Origin of the sequence: Clostridium uliginosum (assembly GCF_900112485.1) — a bacterium.
Lineage (GTDB): Bacteria > Bacillota > Clostridia > Clostridiales > Clostridiaceae > Clostridium > Clostridium uliginosum.
In genome coordinates, this window is sequence record NZ_FOMG01000024.1 from 32,767 (window position 1) to 50,543 (window position 17,777).

A 17,777-nucleotide genomic window follows, 5' to 3' on the forward strand; every position below is an offset into this window, starting at 1 on the left:
ACTATGATTATAGTGGAGAAAAACTTAAAAATAGAATTTAAATTAAAAAATTGGGGGATTAATTATGAGCAATAAAGTAGGATTCATAGGTTGTGGAAATATGGGAAGTTCTATGGTCCAAGGATTAATTAAGTCTGGATTTTTAAAGTCTAATGAAATAATTGTTTCTACTAAAACAGAAGCCTCAGCAAAAAAGTTAAAAGATGAATTTAAGATAATAACAACTTTAGATAGCAAATTAGTTGCAAAAAGTGCAGATATTTTAATATTGGCTGTAAAACCATATATGTATAAAGATGTTATTAATGAGATTAAAGAAGAATTAACTAAAGATAAATTAATTATAAGCATAGCAGCAGGAATAACTATTGAAAATATGGAAAATTGGGTAGGATCAGATTATAAGATAGTTAGAAGTATGCCGAATACTCCAGCACTTGTTGGTCAAGCAATGTCAGCTATTTGTCCAAATATAAATGTAACTAAAGAAGATATGGAATATTGTACTAAAATTTTTCAAAGCTTTGGAGAATGTGTAGAACTTGCAGAAAAAGATTTTCATGGATTTATTGCTTTATGTGGATCTTCACCTGCATATATATTTATGTTTATAGAAGCTATGGCAGATGGCGCAGTAAAGCTTGGAATAACTAGAGATAAAGCATATAAGATGGCAGCACAATCTTTACTTGGATCAGCTAAGATGGTTTTAGACACAGGAAAACATCCAGCATTTTTAAAAGATATGGTATGTTCTCCAGCAGGAACTACAATAGATGCAGTAGCTGAATTAGAAAAGCAAGGATTTAGAAGTGCAGTTATAGAAGCAATGGTTAAATGTGCAGATAAATCTAAAAATATGTAAATTACATTTATTATTGTGGATAAGTAATAAAATAATACTGAGGATATAATTTAACTTAAATTATTGTGGATAATAATAATTTTAAAATGTGTGGATAAAAATTAAATATAATTATTGTGAATAAAAATTATTTTTATACTATAGCTAGTAGCTGGATAAGTTTTTTCATATTAGGCATATTAAAGAAAATAACAAGTCAAATATACTAGCATAATGACTTGTTATTTATTTTAATATGCCTTATTTAGAAATAAAAACACAAAAAGATTGACTCAATATAAAGTACAAAGTTAATATGAATCAGCCTTTTTATTTTTATTAAATATTAAATACGAGCAACTCCGCTTTTAATTGCAGCCTCTTTAACAGCTTCAGCCACTAAAGTTTGAACATTTAAATCAAACGCTTTAGGAATTATAAATTCAGGATTTAAATCTTTAGGAGAGATAGCATTTGCAATAGCATAGGCAGCAGCTACTTTCATTTCTTCATTGATATCTGATGCTCTAACATCTAATGCGCCTCTAAATACTCCAGGGAAGGCTAAAACATTATTTATTTGGTTAGGGTAATCAGAACGACCGGTACCCATTATAGCAATACCAGCTTCCTTAGCATCTTCAGGGAAGATTTCAGGGGTGGGATTTGCCATAGCAAAGATTATTCCATCTTTATTCATTGTTTTAACCATTTCTTTTGAAACTATATTCGGAGCTGAAACACCAATAAATATATCTGCATATTTTATAGCATCCTTTAGCATACCTGTTTCATTATTAGGATTAGTTATTTGAGCTAATTCTTCCATATACATATTGTTTAATTCTTTATTTTTAGTAATTATACCGTTTATATCACACATTACTATGTTTTTAACACCAGAAGAAAGTAATAATTTACATATAGCAGTGCCAGCAGAACCAGAACCATTTATTACGATTTTTATATCTTTTAGACTTTTATTTACTATTTTTAAAGCATTTATTACACCAGCTAAAACAACAATTGCAGTTCCATGTTGATCATCATGAAATACTGGTATATCTAATCTTTCCTTTAATTTTTTTTCTACATCAAAACATCGAGGAGCTGAGATATCCTCTAAATTTATAGCACCTAAAGTTGGCGCTATGTTACAAATAGTATTAACAATTTCATCCACGTCTTTAGTATCTAAAACTATAGGGAATGCATCCACATTTGCAAATTCTTTAAATAAAACACTTTTACCTTCCATAACAGGTAAAGCTGCAAGTGGACCAATATCTCCAAGTCCTAAAACAGCAGTACCATCAGAAATAACAGCTACTGAATTCCATTTTCTAGTGTAGGTATATACTTTACTAGGATCTTTGTGTATTTCACGACAAGGTTCAGCAACACCTGGAGTATATGCAAGACTTAAATCTTTAGCATTTTTTACTTCACAGGTTGATTTGATTTCTATTTTACCTCTTTTTTCTTGGTGAAACTTTAAAGCTTCTTCATAAATATTCATAAAAACACTCCTCTATAGTTTTAATGAGATCTAGGTATTTTGTTTCAAATATACCTTATATACTATGTATTTTAGTAGAAAATTTAATAATATAACTTAATTATACGAATTATATAGAAAAAAAGCAAAAAAATATTCGATATATGGTTGACCGAGTTAAACTACTTTGCTACTATTTAAAAGTAGAAGTTGTTATCTTAAATATATTTTTAAAATAACAATTATAAAAATCAAAATAGTAATTTAAATTAAAGCTAATAAGCTTATTTAAGGAGGCAAACAAATGTCAGCATTTATTGTTTTAGGAGCCCAATGGGGAGATGAAGGAAAAGGAAAGATGACAGATTATTTAGCAGAAGAAGCTGAGGTAGTTGTTAGATTTCAAGGAGGAAACAATGCTGGTCATACTGTAGAAGTTGGCGATAAGCAATATAAACTTCACTTGATTCCATCAGGAATTCTATATGATAATAAATTAAATGTAATAGGAAATGGTGTAGTTGTAGACCCTAAGGCTCTATTTGAAGAAATAGGTTATTTAGAAGGTGTAGGTGTTAGTGTTACACCAGAAAAGTTAATAATAAGTGATAGAGCACAACTTATTATGCCATATCATAAGGTGTTAGATAACTTAAAAGAAAAAGCTAGAGGTAAAAATGACATAGGAACTACAGGTAAAGGTATAGGTCCATGTTATACAGATAAATTTGAAAGATGTGGAATTAGAGTGTGTGATCTTTTACATGAAGATGTGTTTATCTCTAAGTTAAAAGAAAACATTGAAATGAAAAATGATTACATAACTAAGGTATTAGGTGGGGAACCTTTAAATTTTGATGAAATATTAAAAGAGTATTTAGAATTTGGTAAAAAGATTAGACCATTTGTTCAAGATGCTTCTGTTAAAGTATATAATGAAATTAAGGCTGATAAGACTGTATTATTTGAAGGTGCACAAGGAATGCTTTTAGATATTGATTTTGGAACATATCCATATGTAACTTCATCTAACACAACAGCAGGTGGAGTAAGCAGTGGAATCGGAATAGGACCAACTATGATAACAAATGCTGTAGGAATAGCTAAAGCATATACAACAAGAGTTGGTAAAGGACCATTCCCAACAGAATTACTTGATGAAACTGGAGATTGGATTAGAGAAAAAGGTCATGAATATGGTGTAACTACAGGAAGATCAAGAAGATGTGGATGGTTAGATTTAGTTATACTTAAGACAACTGCAAGAGTAAGTGGATTAACTTCATTAGCAGTTACTAAGATTGATACATTAGCAGGACTTGATAAGATTAAAGTTTGTGTTGGATATAAATTTGATAATAAAGTTATTGATTATTTTCCAGCTAGTTTAGAGGATTTAGCTAAATGTGAACCAATTTATGAGGAATTTGAAGGTTGGGATGATAGTGTAGCTGATGTTAGAAGCTATGATGAATTACCTGAAAATGCAAAAAAATATTTAGCTAGAATAGCTGAGTTTACAGATACTAAAATTTCAATAGTTGGAGTTGGTCCTAAGAGAGATCAAACTATGAGAATAGATGCTATATAGAAACTTATGGTATTAAATTCTTGACTTTATTTTTAGTATAAAATATAATTTTTGATAGATAATATTCTGTAAAGATTTATTTTATAAAAAGAAGGTGAAAAGTATGATAACAAAAGACATGACAATTGGTGAAGTAGTTAGAGATAATTCATCTAAAGCAGAAATACTAATGAGCTTTGGAATGGGTTGTGTTGGATGTCCATCAGCACAAGCAGAAACTATAGAAGAAGCTGCTATGGTACATGGAATAAAATTAGAAGAGTTATTAGAAGCATTAAATAAATAATAATAAGTTTATAAAAAGAGATTTTCTTTAAATTAGAAAATCTCTTTTTTTATTAATAGAAAAAAGAGAATAATATAGTATAATAAAGGTATAAGTAATTCCTTATATAAAAATTTGTTTTCAAGATATATGTTTAGGACTATAGTAGGTTTTAGGGAATTTACTATAGTCTTTTTGTGTGATTAGGTACTAAAATAGCAATAAGTCACATTCAAAAAATAACATATCAGTAAAATATATGGGGGGAGGGCTGATTAAATATTGCAGAATATTTAAAATAAATACTAGATTTTTTGAAGGTAGGTGTAAGTGTGGGTAAAAGTTTTACAAAAACGTATGAAATACATTATTATGAAGTAGATTATAAATTGAAATGTAAACTATCATCTATAATAGATTTTATATGTGATATAGGAACACAACAGTCAGAATTAATTGGTGGTGGAATGGAATATTGTAAAAGTAATAATTGTGCATGGGTTTTCTATAAGTATGATATAAAAATGTCCAGATATCCAAAGTATGGAGAAACTATAAGTTTAACTACAGAAGCTATAGGTTTTAAAAAGTTTTATGGATTAAGAAAATATTATATTAAAGACTCTGATGGCAACTTAATTGGAGAAGCACTAGCATTATTTTTCTTGATAAACATTGAAAAGAGAAGACCTATGAGAATACAAAAAGAACAATATGATTTTTATGGTGTAGATACTGATTTGAGTTGTAATGTACAAATGGATGATGTTGAAAAGATTGATGAAGAGCAATTTCATAGAGAATTTGAAATAAGATATAGTGATATTGATTCAAACAAACATGTAAATAATGTGAAATATATTGAATGGGCAATTGAAGCAGTTCCATTAGAAGTAGTAAAAGATTATGAATTAAATAGGATTAAAGTAATATTTGAGAAGGAAACTACTTATGGAGATAAAGTATCAGTAACAGCAACTGTAAAACAAATTGATGAAAATAATTTAAAATCTTATCATAGAATAAGGAATAATAATGGAAATAAATTAACTATTTTAGAAACAGAGTGGAGAAAGATAGAAAAAAACCTGGTTTAGGATTTTATCCTAAACCAGGTTTTAATTTTTAGCTTTGTATCAACACTCTGCTAAAACATAGTCTAATTTTTAGAAGCAGATTTTCCAGCCAAATATCCAGAACTCCAAGCCCATTGAAGATTAAATCCACCACAGTCACCATGAACATCTAGTATTTCACCACAGAAATAAAGATTATCCACTATTTTAGATTCTAAGGTCAGGCTATCTACCTCCTTAGTGTTTATTCCTCCTAATGTAACTTGAGCGTTAGGGAAGCCGTTAGTGCCAATACATTTGAAATCCCATTTTTTAAATCTATCAATTAAAATATTTTTATTTTTCCAATCTATTTCATCACAAGAAGAATGAATATTTGTTATTCCAACATCTTTTAAAAGTGTTGAAATTAATTTCTTATTTATTACTCCTATCAAGCCAGAGGAAATTTCTCTATAGTTAAAAACAGAAAAGTGGGTATAAAAGAAATTTTCGATATCATTCTTATTTTCTTCAGGAAACATATCAAGTCTTAATTTTACGTTCTTACCTTCATATAGAGCTTTAGAAGCATAAGAGGATAGTTGTAATATAGGAGGACCTGATATTCCATAGTCGGTAAACAGCACTTCCCCTTTTTCTCTACGTATTATCTCATCATCTATTATGATACTAACTTCTCCATCAAATTTTACTCCAGATAAAGCTTTTAAATATGGATAATCTAATTTAAGCTGTACAATTCCAGGAAGAGGTTCAATTACACTATGGCCTAATGACTTGCTAATTTTATAAGCTGATCCATCAGAACCTGTTTTAGGGGCGGATTTTCCTCCACAACTTAAAATAAGTTTTCCACAAGAAAATTCTTTAAATTCATCATTGCTTGTGGATAAAATAAATTTTTTATGTTTTTTTATGTAAGTAATTTTTGAATTTGTGTATAAGGGTATTTTTTTATCTTCTAAAGCCATTCTAAAAATATCTATTACAGAAGAAGCCTGGAGAGATCTAGGATACATTTTACCATTTTCAAGCTCTTTTAAAGGAAGTCCTAATGATAAGAATAAGTTCTTTGTATCGTCAAATGTAAAATTGTTTAAAGCTTCTATAAAAAAATCATTATTTTCACTATGAAAATTATTATATGGATGTGATATTGTAGAATTTGTAATATTACATCTACCATTTCCAGTAGTAAGAATCTTTTTACCAATTCTATCATTTGCTTCTACAATAGCAACATCTATGCCTAAATCTTTAGCTATTATTCCAGCTATTAAGCCAGATGCACCAGCACCAACAATTATTAAATCATGATTAATCATATTTATTAATTCTCCTTGTATTTAAGGCATATTAAAGAAAATAACTAATATATTAACCTGTTATTTTTTTGAATATGCCTAAGATTAGAAATTATAAAAAATAATAAGCATTATTTATTTTTTATTTTGCATAATTATTTTTTTTAAATACTTAAATAAATTTTATCATAGTAATATAAATCTTAAAAGCAAGGAATAATAAACTTATAAGTTAGAAAATTATAAACTTAAAATATTAAATAAAATTGAGGTGGGATATTGTGAAGGCAAAAATAATTAATAAAGATTTAGAAGATTATGAGAGATTGTTTGGTGTTAGAAGAATGAATTTTGACCAAGCTGTTATAAATTATCCAACTGGAGATGGACTAAAGGTTTTTTCTTTAGAAGATTTAGAATTAATTTCAGAAAACAAAATTGATGAATTTTTATTAAACAATAAAGAATTTTTAAAAATTAAACTAAAAAGAGGAATATCTGTATCTTTTTATAATGCATTACTCAATTCAATAGAAGATGAAATAGATGAAAGAGTAGTTCACTTAAATGTTTTAAGAGATAAATATAAAATTAATAAAAGAGGAATATGGGATAAGGAAATATTATTATTTGTAAATAATAAGTTTGCAATAGAAGTTAATTCATCAGGTCAGAATTTTAAAAGGGATGGATATAACATAATAATAAATAAAATATCAAAACAAGATTTTTTAAATACTTGTTGTAATGAAATTACTAATATAGAAAAAGAAATAGACTGCAAAAACAAGATGTTATCAAGTTTTGGAGAGGCTATAACTTCAATAAAAGAACACTATGAAAGTGATAAAAAATTATTAATTTAATGTTAGAAAATAAGATAATTACAAAAAAAATTAAAAAATGTGTTGACACATAATCTAATTTTATGTATTATAGTCTATGTGGTCAGCGACATGATTACAGATACAAATACATAGCATGGCTCCTTGGTCAAGCGGTTAAGACACCACCCTTTCACGGTGGTAACAGGGGTTCGATTCCCCTAGGAGTCACCATTTTTCATCTTATGGGCGCATAGCTCAGCTGGGAGAGCATCTGCCTTACAAGCAGAGGGTCACAGGTTCGAGCCCTGTTGTGCCCACCATGAGATGGCTCAGTAGCTCAGTTGGTTAGAGTGCCGGCCTGTCACGCCGGAGGTCGAGGGTTCGAGTCCCTTCTGAGTCGCCAATTTAAAATTGCTGGCATGGCTCAACGGTAGAGCAGCTGACTTGTAATCAGCAGGTTGTAGGTTCGATTCCTATTGCCAGCTCCATTTTAAAAAATTAAATACTTGGCTCCTTGGTCAAGCGGTTAAGACACCACCCTTTCACGGTGGTAACAGGGGTTCGATTCCCCTAGGAGTCACCATTTTTCATCTTATGGGCGCATAGCTCAGCTGGGAGAGCATCTGCCTTACAAGCAGAGGGTCACAGGTTCGAGCCCTGTTGTGCCCACCATGAGATGGCTCAGTAGCTCAGTTGGTTAGAGTGCCGGCCTGTCACGCCGGAGGTCGAGGGTTCGAGTCCCTTCTGAGTCGCCAATTAAACTCTAGTTTTATACTAGAGTTTTTTTATTTACAAAAAAATAAACTTACTTAAGAATAACTAATAGTATGGCATATTACATTAAGAATTATTAATGTAATATGTTTTAATTAACTTTAAATATTTAAATTACTGAATTATTAAAGAATACAGAAAGCTTTATCATACATTGTAAATTGTCGATTGTACATCGTTACTTGAAATATATAATATAAATTAAAACTTTTTTAATATAAAGTTATGTTTTAAAATAGTGTTGATATTTTAATATAAAGGCGAACTGGCATTGGAATTTACTTTGTAGAACTCTTAATAAATATTTGTACTATTAATTGCTTGTCACGATCTTTGATTGGGAGCATGCATTAATAGGACTAATATTTATTTTAGAGTTCTTAAAGTGAATTCCACTGTCCATGAGCTTTATATTACAATATCAACACTCACTTAAAACATAGCCAAATATAAAAAGGATTGATTTTAATAAAGTAAAAATCAATCCTTTTTAATTTGCAATTAATTATATTTATATTCTAGTCTTTTATCTGTTTCTTTGTAAATTCTTTTTGATTCTTATATCTTCTGAGTAGAATTTGCAAAGTTTAAAATCACCTATTAATCTAGAAGCAATTCTTTCACTATAGTGTTTGGTGATTTTTGGTAATGTAAAATTAGTGGAAATTAACATTTTCTTTTGAATAAGTATCCTTTTATTAATAATATTAAACAACTCAGTTATAGAGAATTCATTAAGATGTTCAGCACCTAAATCATCTATTATTAATAAGTCACAATCTAACAATAATGCTTCTAAATTAGAATCATTATTAAATCTGACATCTCTTAGGTTCTTAATTAACTCATCAGAAGTTCTATATACTACCAAGTATCCTTTATCTAATATAGCTTTAGATAGGCAATAAGATAAGAAAGTTTTACCACTACCTGGATTACCAAAAAATAATAAGTTAGTTGATATTGTTGAAAAATTTGGTATATATTCCTTCAATATATACTCTAAATTATTCTCCATATTTTTTCTTGGAGAAAACTTTTCATCTTCAAGTTTACGATTTGAGAATAAGGTTAAGTCAAAATTATTAAAATTGTTATATTTTATTGTATTTTCTAATTCAGAATCTTTATAATATAGCTTAACTAGTTTTTCTTTATAACAGTTGCATTTAATTGAATTTATAAAACCTGTATCTTTACACTTATTACATCTAAAATGTAAATTTAGATATTCTGGATCATATCCATTTTCTACTAGCATTTCACATTTTCTCATTCTTAAATCAGTAATTCTTTCTTTAAAGTGATCCAAAACTTTCTCTGGATCATCTGCTTTAAGGATATCTAAGGACATTTTTAAAGACATTTTTTTAATATTATTATCTAAGTTAATAATATTAGGGAACTTAGTAGATATCTCTATTTTACGTAACTTTAAATTTTTAGCTTCAGTTTCTCTAATTTGCTCATAGATCTTTAAAACTTCATTTTGATACCCTTTAATCATTATTATCCCATCCTAATAATTTTTTTTCTAAAGAATCATAATCATATTCTCTTGCTTCAAAGTCATTGAATTTAAGAGTTGGTTTTTGAGCTGTATAAGGTGTTTTCCTATAGTTATTATTGTTCTTAGGTGCTTTATCTTTAAGGGCTATGTCTTCTAGTGTTTTTATATTACTTTTTTGCCATTTGGATAATATTCCATCAATATATTTAAAATCCGCTCTATTTAATCTTTCACAACATATATCACAAGCCTTGAATATAATCTCTGTTGAAAATTTGTAAATAAATAGCCACTTTTCTATTAAATCTTGTTGGGGTTTCATAATATCGGTATTTTTTATTCCTAAATAATTTAATATCTTTCTAATATTAATCCATTTATCTTCAGTTTGTTTTATTAAATTTTGAGCTTGCTCTATTGTTGTTATTTTTAGATCATGCCAAGATAAAGCAACTTTCTCTATATAACGTGAATCAACTTTTCCTTTTGATATACAGTATTCCATTAGTATCAAAATTAATTCAGAAGAGAACCCTAGTTCTTTCTGCCAATTTAAATAAACAGACATTTCTTTAGGGGATAGAGGTCTAGCTAAAAGTTTTTCAATATCTTTTAACATATCTTTTGTAACATCGCTGTTTAAAGCTTCTAATAAATCTACTTGTCTATTATTTTCAAGTGATTCTTCAGATAAATTTACAAATTCTACATTAAAATTGCCCATTTTATCAATAGGAGTAAACCTTATAACTCCTTCATTATTCCAATAATTGAAGGCATTCATAACATCAGATTCTAATAAGTTAAGTGAGGAAGCTAGTATTGAAGAGCTAACTCCTAATTCATCACAAATACTGTACTTTAGCATCAATAGATAAACTTTAATAAATTCTCCTCGGGCACTTGGCATGTATTTTTCAATAAATACATTACTTACAGGAGTAAATGTTAAAGATTTATTTTTAAGCATAAATGTGCTCATTCTTTTTACTACCTACCTTTCATAATAAGACACATGAAATAAAATAGACAAGCGTACCGGTCTGTTATTTTTTGAATGTGTCTAAGTTCTTTATAAATTAATTATAGCAAACGAATATTATAACCACAATAAAGAGGCAAAATAACTAAGTTATTTAAAAATGAATAATATATATTTAATAGGATAAATTATAAGATGTATTGTTTTTAAGCATGTAATGAAAGGATTAGGTTATGAACACAAGAAAAATAAAAAAGATTAAACTTATAATATGCATTATATTTTTATTTAATTCAGTAAGCTTAATAGTTAATGCTGATGTCAACAGAATATATGAAGCTTACGTTGATGATAGGCTAGTAGGATATGTTGATAATAAAAAGGAATTTAAAGATGTATATAAGGAGTTTAAAGAAAAATTAAGTAATAGAATAGGAACTGGAATAATTAAGACAAAAAAGGTGAAATTTAAAAATACTAGAGAACAAGTAGAAGCATTTACTAAAGAGCAGATTGAAAAAAATATTATGCAAACTATGGATGCAGAAATTGATGCTAAAATTATTAATGTTAATAATAAAAATTGTGGAATAATAGTTAATAAAGAAGAAGGGAATGAAATACTTAAAAGTTTAACTAGATATTATTTAAACAACCTAAAGGCAGATGAAAAAAACATTATAGAGATTAATGTTGATGCTGATATTAAATATATAGATACTAAAGTTGCTGTTTCAAAGCTTAATAACGTTAAGCAAATTGTAGACAATATAAATAATGATAATTCAATAAAAAATGATATAAAAATAGAAGTAAAACTCAAAGAAGATAAAGAGGTTATAATAGATCCAAAAACTAAAATTCAATTAGATGAATCAATGTATATAGGAGAAAATAAAGTAATAGAGGGTGAAGCTGGAAGTAAAAATGTAATTGCAGAAGTAGTATATTGCAATGGAACAAAAACTAGAGAGAAGATTATTTCAGAAAATATTATAAAACAAGCTAAAGATAGGTTAGAGTACAGAGGAGTTAAGACCCCAATAGGAAATAATATTGCTTTTTTGGAACGTCCGACAAGAGGAGGCGGAATTACATCTAAATTTGGAGCAAGATGGGGCAGAAATCACAACGGAATAGATATAGCAGGGAATATAGGGGAACCTGTTACAGCAGCTTATAATGGTGTAATAGAAGAAGCTGGATGGGTAAACGGCTATGGAAATATGATTATGATAAAGCATGAAGATAGTATAGATACTATTTATGGGCACCTAAGTACAATTAAGGTGAACAAAGGACAACAAGTTCAAAAGGGTGATATTATTGGAGAAGTGGGTAATACTGGAAGAAGTACAGGACCACACTTGCACTTTGAATTAAGATCAAAAGGTAGTCCTATAAATCCAGAAAGTTATATTTTAGGTATATGAAAGAAAATATAAAAATAAATCCAATATAAAAGTAATATTTGATTTATTCCATATGCCTTAATAATGGCTAAGGTATTAATTTATCAATATTTATTATTCCTTCTCCTTGAATAACTTTAGGAATATCCTCAACAGCTTCGCATGAAATCTTGAATAGTGAAAGAATATCATTAAAGTTTAAATTTGGATTATTTTCAAATAATAAAGCACATAATCCACTAACATAGGCAGTAGATAATGAAGTTCCTGTAAAAGTTTTATAAGGGGCATCTAGTTTGTTTGGATAAAGTTTAATACCATTTTTTTCACAAATATAATTAATATCACTATTTAAAGAAACTATATTAACACAAGCAGCACATAAATTAGGCTTAGCTGATTTGCCAAATGAACCTGATGAAGAAAAATCATATGCTCTTATTGAAGGATTAACTGTATTTAAACCACCTACAGTAATACAATTATTTAAGGTGGCAATTCCCATGATGGGTGATGAATTATTTAAGTTACTTCCACTAGGAACTATAGGTATAATATCTTTAGATACAGCATATGCAAAAATTGACTCAAAGCAAGAAGTAATAAATGTATTATGAGTTAAAAGCTCAAATGGTAGGCACAATATTTTTATGTTATTTTCTTTAGATATATTAATTAATGATTCAATTGAAAATAGTATGTCAGAAGCAAAGCCTTTGCCTAGTTTATCAAAGGCTTTGTAACAAAAAAGCTTACTTTTATGTGCTATACCCTTATACATATTATTTGAAGAAAGTCCACTACTACATAAAATACCACTTATTGATGTTCCATGACCATTATCATCATAAGGATATTTTAATTTATTAACCACATCTATAAAAAGAGCAATTTTATTACTAGGAGATAGTAAATCTATATGTGGAAATACTCCACTATCTACAACACCTATACCAACGCCACAACCAGACAAGCTATGTTTATCTGCAAAATGTACTTTATTAGCAGTTGTAACACTCATGCCACAAAGAAATAAATATTCATCTAAACAAATTCTCTCTATTTCAGGATATTCTATAATTCGTTCAATACCCTTAGTATTTAAATCTGCACTTATAATATTTGCACACTCTATTATATAATGCACTTTTCCTTTATATGAACTTATTTTTTTTTCTAAAGAAGATTGAAAATTCCTATATTTTATAAGTACTCTATAATTTTTATAGGAATTATGAGTCATGTAGTACTTTAGATTACAATCTAATTTATTTTTATATGAAAACATATTTTTCTCCCAATTATTTATTTCAATATATAGTATATGAATAACAATTGGTTTGTTAATACATAAAGACATATAAAAGTTTAATATTACTTTTATCACTTGCCATAAAGCAAAAGATGTTATTACTACAAATGCATTAAAACATATAAGTTTCACCGATATTAATTATTTTAACATTGTTGTCTTTTAAATTTAATAACAGAGAATTAGTTTCTTCAAAGTCTTCTAATGATAGTTTAAAAGTCTTGTAATGTATAGGAATCATTATAGGACAATTCATCATTTTAAACATTTCATAGCTTTGATTAGGAGTACAATGCATATGAGAAAATCTCTCGGGTTTATAGCATCCAACAGGCATCAAAGCAACATCACAAGTAATATTTTTAAAATTATTTGTTAAAGCAGTATCTCCAGCAAAGAAAACTTTTTTATCATTTCTTTCAATTAAGTAGGAGAGACTTTCATTATCTAAACCAACATAAAATCTTCTTCCATCATGTTTTGCTTCATAAGCAGTAACTCTTAAATTATTATCTTCATAAATTTCACCAGGATGTAATAAAAATACGTTTTTAAAACCTAATAGTTTAAGAATTTTTTTATATCCCTTAGGTACTATTACAATTGCATCTTTATTTAATTTACGAAGAGATGGGAAATGCATATGATCCATGTGCCCATGAGATAAAAGAATATAATCTACTTTTATATTTTGTAAATAGGTAGGTTTATCAACAACTCTCTTAAAATATCCTAAAAGATCAGATAATACTGGATCAGTAATAATAATCTTATCAGATAAATTCATAACTGTGGTTGCATGACCAAACCAATTAATAGAATCTAACATTAAATCATCAGATTTTGTATTTATTCTTTTTTTAAAATATTCCTTTACATTGTTACTAGTTAAGTGGAATAGAAAATTTATATTATTAAAAAAGTTCAAAATTAATACTTCCTTCCTAAGACATTATCAAAAACACTTAAGGTACATGAAAGAAAATAGACTAGTCATACTGACTTGTTATTTTTTGAATATGCTTAATGTTTCCACTTAAATATTACAATACCAATTATCATAATAGCAACACCTATAAATTCATGTAATGAAAATTTAATTTTTTCGTTACCAAATAAACCAAGAGTATCAATTATAGCAGCAGACAGTAATTGTGCTATCAAAATAATTCCAATAGCATAAGTAGTACCCATTCCACCTATACTTTTCATTACTGTAAATATTATAATAACGCTTAGCAATCCGCCTAATAAAAATATCTTATTGGTATCTTTTATGTTGCTGTAATTACCTTTACCCCAAATAAAGGCAATAATTAGGGTTACTATTAGTCCTGTAAGTTGAACTATAACATTTGTTTCCCATAGACCTATTTTTTCTCCGAGCTTTGTGTTAAATATACCTTGTAGAGTCATAGAAACTCCTGAAATTATTGCGTAAATTATTCCCATCATAAAAATCACCTCAAAAGTAGTATGCCCTTTGATATAGTAAATATAAGAAAATAAAAAAAGTAGCTCATTAAAGAGCTACTTTTTCATACATGTTTTTTGAAAATTCATTTTGAATTTGATTTTGTGTAAAACCTAAGGTTATACCCAAACTTAAAAGATCTTCAAATATAGTAAGATAATGATCTTTTGATGGTGATATTATTAAGTCATTAATATCAATGTATAGATTTAAGAATTGATCACTTAAACAATAGTCGTTAGGTTTTACACAAACATCTGTTATGTCATCATAATTATTATCAATACCTAAAGTTAAAATTTGAGATAAACAAGTTATATATTTTTTAAATATTACCTGCATATCTATAAGGTTGTTATTGTCTTTCCAATACTTAAAACATTTTGTTTCATTTGCTAAATCACTAATTTTAACATGAAATTCTAAATGCTTTCGTGTTTCTAATTTGTAATAATCCAATTCATCATTTAAGCTTAAATGACTATTATACGTTCTTTGAGCTTTAAAGAGGTTTTTAATATCCATTCTGAATCCTCCTGCTTTTAAAATCATTATTACCATTTTACAAAAAAATTATAATAAAATAAAGCTCAGAAAACGAATACAAAAAAAATTTTTTAAATTTTCTTGCTATTTCAGAAAATTACAACGAAAAAAGGAATTGTATATATAACAATTCCTCTAAAATATCTTGCATAATTAAAATTCTTTTAATATATATGACTTTAATGGAATATCTTTTTTTATTGTAGGAATTTTCCATACTTCTATTTTTTTAATTCTTAATTTTATAAAAGAATTATCTTTATATATATTAGGAAAATTTAATTTTACATCTTGTTTTTTATAATCTTTTGATATATATCCCATACTAGCAAGAAAAATAAAGTTATCTTCAAAAAATTTCACATTAAACCCATTTAATATAAGCATATCTTTAAGTGAACGTGAAATTCTATTAATATAGCCCTTATTATCAATTCTTAAATTAATGCTTTTAGTGTTATCATATAAATACACAGAATCAGTAGCATCAATTCTAAAAGTTTTATATGGTGAGATAATCTTTTGAATAACAGGATATAATTTATCTAAATTTGGATTATCAACTATACCTAATGGAATAAAAGGCATAGTAGAATTTCTACTAGCTCTAAATTTTTTTGACATATTTTTTTGAATTGGTGAAATTACTTGATATGTTTCATCATCAAATAATGCAACTATATAATATTTCATGTAAACCTCACAATCTGAATTATTTTCTTAATTACAAAGTTTTAATAAATTATAACATAATAAGTAAAAGAAAAGAATAGAAGAATAATTAAATAATGAATGAGGATAATAAATTTGTAACGAAATATTTAATATAATAATTACTAGATATGCTTATATTAAAGTAAAAAATAACTATATTTCATCTAAAATCCTAAATAAGGGAATTTATCAAGTAAAATGTTTGAAAAAACTATTAATATAAGGAAAAAATATATTTAAATAAATTTAGTTTATGATATAATGATTAAAGTAGATTTTAATAATAAAATAGGGCAATAATGTCTAGTTAATATAAATATAATGAAAATTTAACGAAATAATTAATATATATTTTATGAATAGGGTGGATTCAATGGAAAGATTAGTTATAAACGGAGGGAATATCCTCAGAGGCTGTGTTGATATCACTGGAGCTAAAAATGCAGCTGTTGCAATATTACCAGCAGCTATAATGGCTAGTGAAGGCAAATGCACAATTGATAACATACCAGATATTGAAGATGTACACTGCTTAGAGAGAATACTTAAAAGTTTAGGTTGCAATACAGTTAAGATAGATAACAATACATTAGAGATAGATAGTACAAATGTAAATAAATTTGATGCATCTACAGATGATGTTAGAAGAATGAGAGCTTCATATTATTTTATAGGAGCTTTGTTATCGAGATTTAAAGAAGCTAGAGTAGTACTTCCAGGCGGATGTCCGATAGGGGTTAGACCAATAGATCAACATATAAAGGGATTTGAAGCACTTGGTGCAGATGTTGTAATAGAGCATGGCGCAGTAAGCGTTAAGGCAAAAAAATTAATTGGAGCTAACATATTTTTTGATGTGGTATCAGTTGGGGCTACAATAAATGTGATGATAGCAGCAACGTTAGCAGATGGAGTTACTGTATTAGAAAATGTAGCTAAAGAACCTCATGTGGTTGATGTAGCAAATTTTTTAAATACAATGGGTGCTAATATAAAAGGTGCTGGTACAGATGTAATTAGAATTCAAGGCGTAGAAAAATTAAAGGGTTGTTCTTATAGTGTAATACCCGATCAAATTGAAGCAGGTACATTTATGATAGCTGCTGCTGCAACTCGTGGCGATGTTTATGTAAAAAATGTTATTCCAAAGCATTTAGAATCAATTTCAGCAAAGCTTAAAGAAATGGGTGCAATAATTGAGGAAGGTGATGATTGCATAAGGGTTTCTGTTGATAAGGAATTAAAGAGTGTTAATATAAAAACAACTCCATATCCTGGATTTCCAACAGATATTCAACAACCTATGTCAACATTACTGAGCATTATACCAGGCAAAAGTTTAATAACTGAATCAATTTGGGAAAACAGACTTAAACACATAGATGAACTTAAAAAAATGGGTGCGAATATTAAAGTAGAAGGTAGAGTAGCAATTATTGAAGGTGTTAATAAACTTACAGGAGCAGTAGTAAAAGCAACAGATTTAAGAGCTGGTGCTGCTATGGTTATAGCTGGACTGTTAGCTGAAGGTACAACTGAGATAACAAGTATAGAACATATAGATAGAGGATATCCACATATAGAAAACAAATTTAAAGCTTTAGGAGCAGATATTAAAAGAATTAGAGTCGAAGAATAATTTTTT

16 protein-coding genes and 7 tRNA genes are annotated in these 17,777 nt (G+C 27.7%); 14 read left to right on the top strand and 9 right to left on the bottom strand.

What is annotated here, in order from left to right:
• The first annotated feature begins 64 nt into the window (after nt 1-64).
• Complete coding sequence (proC, locus tag BM027_RS13790) at nt 65-865, top strand: pyrroline-5-carboxylate reductase (RefSeq protein WP_090093020.1); 801 nt, start codon at nt 65-67, stop codon at nt 863-865.
• Between the two features lie 325 nt (nt 866-1,190).
• On the opposite strand, the gene BM027_RS13795 is transcribed toward proC, so the two are convergent.
• Nucleotides 1,191-2,363, bottom strand: coding sequence for an NAD(P)-dependent malic enzyme (locus BM027_RS13795; protein ID WP_090093022.1), 1,173 nt, complete (start codon nt 2,361-2,363; stop codon nt 1,191-1,193).
• 283 nt (nt 2,364-2,646) lie between these two features.
• Here BM027_RS13795 and BM027_RS13800 point away from each other — a divergent pair, with 283 nt between their 5' ends.
• From BM027_RS13800 to BM027_RS13810, 3 genes are all read left to right on the top strand, one after another.
• Nucleotides 2,647-3,933 carry an adenylosuccinate synthase gene (locus tag BM027_RS13800; RefSeq protein WP_090093024.1) on the top strand — a complete coding sequence of 429 codons (1,287 nt, stop codon included), beginning with the start codon at nt 2,647-2,649 and terminating at the stop codon, nt 3,931-3,933.
• 103 nt (nt 3,934-4,036) lie between these two features.
• On the top strand, nt 4,037-4,219 hold the full coding sequence (locus BM027_RS13805) for a DUF1858 domain-containing protein (RefSeq protein WP_090093026.1): 183 nt from the start codon (nt 4,037-4,039) through the stop codon (nt 4,217-4,219).
• A 311-nt stretch (nt 4,220-4,530) separates the two neighbouring features.
• Nucleotides 4,531-5,295, top strand: coding sequence for an acyl-[acyl-carrier-protein] thioesterase (locus BM027_RS13810; RefSeq protein WP_090093028.1), 765 nt, complete (start codon nt 4,531-4,533; stop codon nt 5,293-5,295).
• 62 nt (nt 5,296-5,357) lie between these two features.
• Here the strand turns inward: BM027_RS13810 and BM027_RS13815 are convergent, their stop codons facing one another.
• On the bottom strand, nt 5,358-6,602 hold the full coding sequence (locus BM027_RS13815) for a BaiN/RdsA family NAD(P)/FAD-dependent oxidoreductase (RefSeq protein ID WP_090093031.1): 1,245 nt from the start codon (nt 6,600-6,602) through the stop codon (nt 5,358-5,360).
• Between the two features lie 260 nt (nt 6,603-6,862).
• On the opposite strand from BM027_RS13815, the gene BM027_RS13820 reads away from it, so the two are divergent.
• The 8 genes from BM027_RS13820 to BM027_RS13855 all read left to right on the top strand — a co-directional run bounded on the left by BM027_RS13820 (nt 6,863) and on the right by BM027_RS13855 (nt 8,163).
• The gene (locus BM027_RS13820) at nt 6,863-7,447 is read left to right on the top strand and encodes a hypothetical protein (RefSeq protein ID WP_090093034.1); all 585 of its coding nucleotides are present in this window, start codon (nt 6,863-6,865) and stop codon (nt 7,445-7,447) included.
• A 117-nt stretch (nt 7,448-7,564) separates the two neighbouring features.
• Nucleotides 7,565-7,639: transfer RNA gene (locus BM027_RS13825), tRNA-Glu, on the top strand.
• 13 nt (nt 7,640-7,652) lie between these two features.
• Nucleotides 7,653-7,728, top strand: a tRNA-Val gene (locus BM027_RS13830).
• Between the two features lie 6 nt (nt 7,729-7,734).
• A tRNA-Asp gene (locus tag BM027_RS13835) sits at nt 7,735-7,811 on the top strand.
• Nucleotides 7,812-7,821: 10 nt separating this feature from the next.
• Nucleotides 7,822-7,896, top strand: a tRNA-Thr gene (locus tag BM027_RS13840).
• A gap of 20 nt (nt 7,897-7,916) precedes the next feature.
• A tRNA-Glu gene (locus BM027_RS13845) sits at nt 7,917-7,991 on the top strand.
• A 13-nt stretch (nt 7,992-8,004) separates the two neighbouring features.
• A tRNA-Val gene (locus BM027_RS13850) sits at nt 8,005-8,080 on the top strand.
• A 6-nt stretch (nt 8,081-8,086) separates the two neighbouring features.
• Nucleotides 8,087-8,163 (top strand) — tRNA-Asp (locus tag BM027_RS13855).
• A 545-nt stretch (nt 8,164-8,708) separates the two neighbouring features.
• Here the strand turns inward: BM027_RS13855 and BM027_RS13860 are convergent.
• Nucleotides 8,709-9,689, bottom strand: coding sequence for an ATP-binding protein (locus BM027_RS13860; protein WP_090093037.1), 981 nt, complete (start codon nt 9,687-9,689; stop codon nt 8,709-8,711).
• Nucleotides 9,682-10,674, bottom strand: a complete 993-nt coding sequence (locus tag BM027_RS13865; protein WP_090093040.1) for a DnaD domain protein — start codon at nt 10,672-10,674, stop codon at nt 9,682-9,684. Before BM027_RS13865 ends, BM027_RS13860 begins: the two co-directional genes overlap by 8 nt.
• 233 nt (nt 10,675-10,907) lie before the next feature.
• Between BM027_RS13865 and BM027_RS13870 the strand changes: the two genes are divergently transcribed.
• On the top strand, nt 10,908-12,107 hold the full coding sequence (locus BM027_RS13870; protein ID WP_090093041.1) for a M23 family metallopeptidase: 1,200 nt from the start codon (nt 10,908-10,910) through the stop codon (nt 12,105-12,107).
• Between the two features lie 67 nt (nt 12,108-12,174).
• On the opposite strand, the gene BM027_RS13875 is transcribed toward BM027_RS13870, so the two are convergent.
• The 5 genes from BM027_RS13875 to BM027_RS13895 form a co-directional block, all read right to left on the bottom strand.
• Nucleotides 12,175-13,374 carry a S8 family serine peptidase gene (locus BM027_RS13875; RefSeq protein WP_090093042.1) on the bottom strand — a complete coding sequence of 400 codons (1,200 nt, stop codon included), beginning with the start codon at nt 13,372-13,374 and terminating at the stop codon, nt 12,175-12,177.
• 136 nt (nt 13,375-13,510) lie between these two features.
• On the bottom strand, nt 13,511-14,326 hold the full coding sequence (locus BM027_RS13880; RefSeq protein ID WP_090093045.1) for an MBL fold metallo-hydrolase: 816 nt from the start codon (nt 14,324-14,326) through the stop codon (nt 13,511-13,513).
• A gap of 95 nt (nt 14,327-14,421) precedes the next feature.
• Complete coding sequence (locus tag BM027_RS13885) at nt 14,422-14,853, bottom strand: DMT family transporter (protein ID WP_090093048.1); 432 nt, start codon at nt 14,851-14,853, stop codon at nt 14,422-14,424.
• Nucleotides 14,854-14,920: 67 nt separating this feature from the next.
• Nucleotides 14,921-15,397, bottom strand: a complete 477-nt coding sequence (locus BM027_RS13890) for a dUTP diphosphatase (protein WP_090093052.1) — start codon at nt 15,395-15,397, stop codon at nt 14,921-14,923.
• A 174-nt stretch (nt 15,398-15,571) separates the two neighbouring features.
• Nucleotides 15,572-16,111: a hypothetical protein gene (locus tag BM027_RS13895; protein ID WP_090093055.1), complete on the bottom strand. Its 540-nt coding sequence runs from the start codon at nt 16,109-16,111 to the stop codon at nt 15,572-15,574.
• A gap of 394 nt (nt 16,112-16,505) precedes the next feature.
• On the opposite strand from BM027_RS13895, the gene BM027_RS13900 reads away from it, so the two are divergent.
• Nucleotides 16,506-17,771 (top strand): UDP-N-acetylglucosamine 1-carboxyvinyltransferase, encoded by a 1,266-nt coding sequence (locus BM027_RS13900; protein WP_090093057.1) that lies wholly within the window; start codon nt 16,506-16,508, stop codon nt 17,769-17,771.
• Nucleotides 17,772-17,777: the final 6 nt, after the last annotated feature.

What these genes read in the sequence shown, in the direction of transcription:
- BM027_RS13885 (WP_090093048.1), bottom strand. Translation starts at nt 14,853, where the DNA reads ATGATGGGAATAATTTACGCAATAATTTCAGGAGTTTCTATGACTCTA.
- BM027_RS13795 (WP_090093022.1), bottom strand. Translation starts at nt 2,363, where the DNA reads ATGAATATTTATGAAGAAGCTTTAAAGTTTCACCAAGAAAAAAGAGGT.
- BM027_RS13895 (WP_090093055.1), bottom strand. Translation starts at nt 16,111, where the DNA reads ATGAAATATTATATAGTTGCATTATTTGATGATGAAACATATCAAGTA.
- BM027_RS13865 (WP_090093040.1), bottom strand. Translation starts at nt 10,674, where the DNA reads ATGAGCACATTTATGCTTAAAAATAAATCTTTAACATTTACTCCTGTA.
- BM027_RS13890 (WP_090093052.1), bottom strand. Translation starts at nt 15,397, where the DNA reads ATGGATATTAAAAACCTCTTTAAAGCTCAAAGAACGTATAATAGTCAT.
- proC (WP_090093020.1), top strand. Translation starts at nt 65, where the DNA reads ATGAGCAATAAAGTAGGATTCATAGGTTGTGGAAATATGGGAAGTTCT.
- BM027_RS13860 (WP_090093037.1), bottom strand. Translation starts at nt 9,689, where the DNA reads ATGATTAAAGGGTATCAAAATGAAGTTTTAAAGATCTATGAGCAAATT.
- BM027_RS13900 (WP_090093057.1), top strand. Translation starts at nt 16,506, where the DNA reads ATGGAAAGATTAGTTATAAACGGAGGGAATATCCTCAGAGGCTGTGTT.
- BM027_RS13875 (WP_090093042.1), bottom strand. Translation starts at nt 13,374, where the DNA reads ATGTTTTCATATAAAAATAAATTAGATTGTAATCTAAAGTACTACATG.
- BM027_RS13870 (WP_090093041.1), top strand. Translation starts at nt 10,908, where the DNA reads ATGAACACAAGAAAAATAAAAAAGATTAAACTTATAATATGCATTATA.
- BM027_RS13800 (WP_090093024.1), top strand. Translation starts at nt 2,647, where the DNA reads ATGTCAGCATTTATTGTTTTAGGAGCCCAATGGGGAGATGAAGGAAAA.
- BM027_RS13815 (WP_090093031.1), bottom strand. Translation starts at nt 6,602, where the DNA reads ATGATTAATCATGATTTAATAATTGTTGGTGCTGGTGCATCTGGCTTA.
- BM027_RS13805 (WP_090093026.1), top strand. Translation starts at nt 4,037, where the DNA reads ATGATAACAAAAGACATGACAATTGGTGAAGTAGTTAGAGATAATTCA.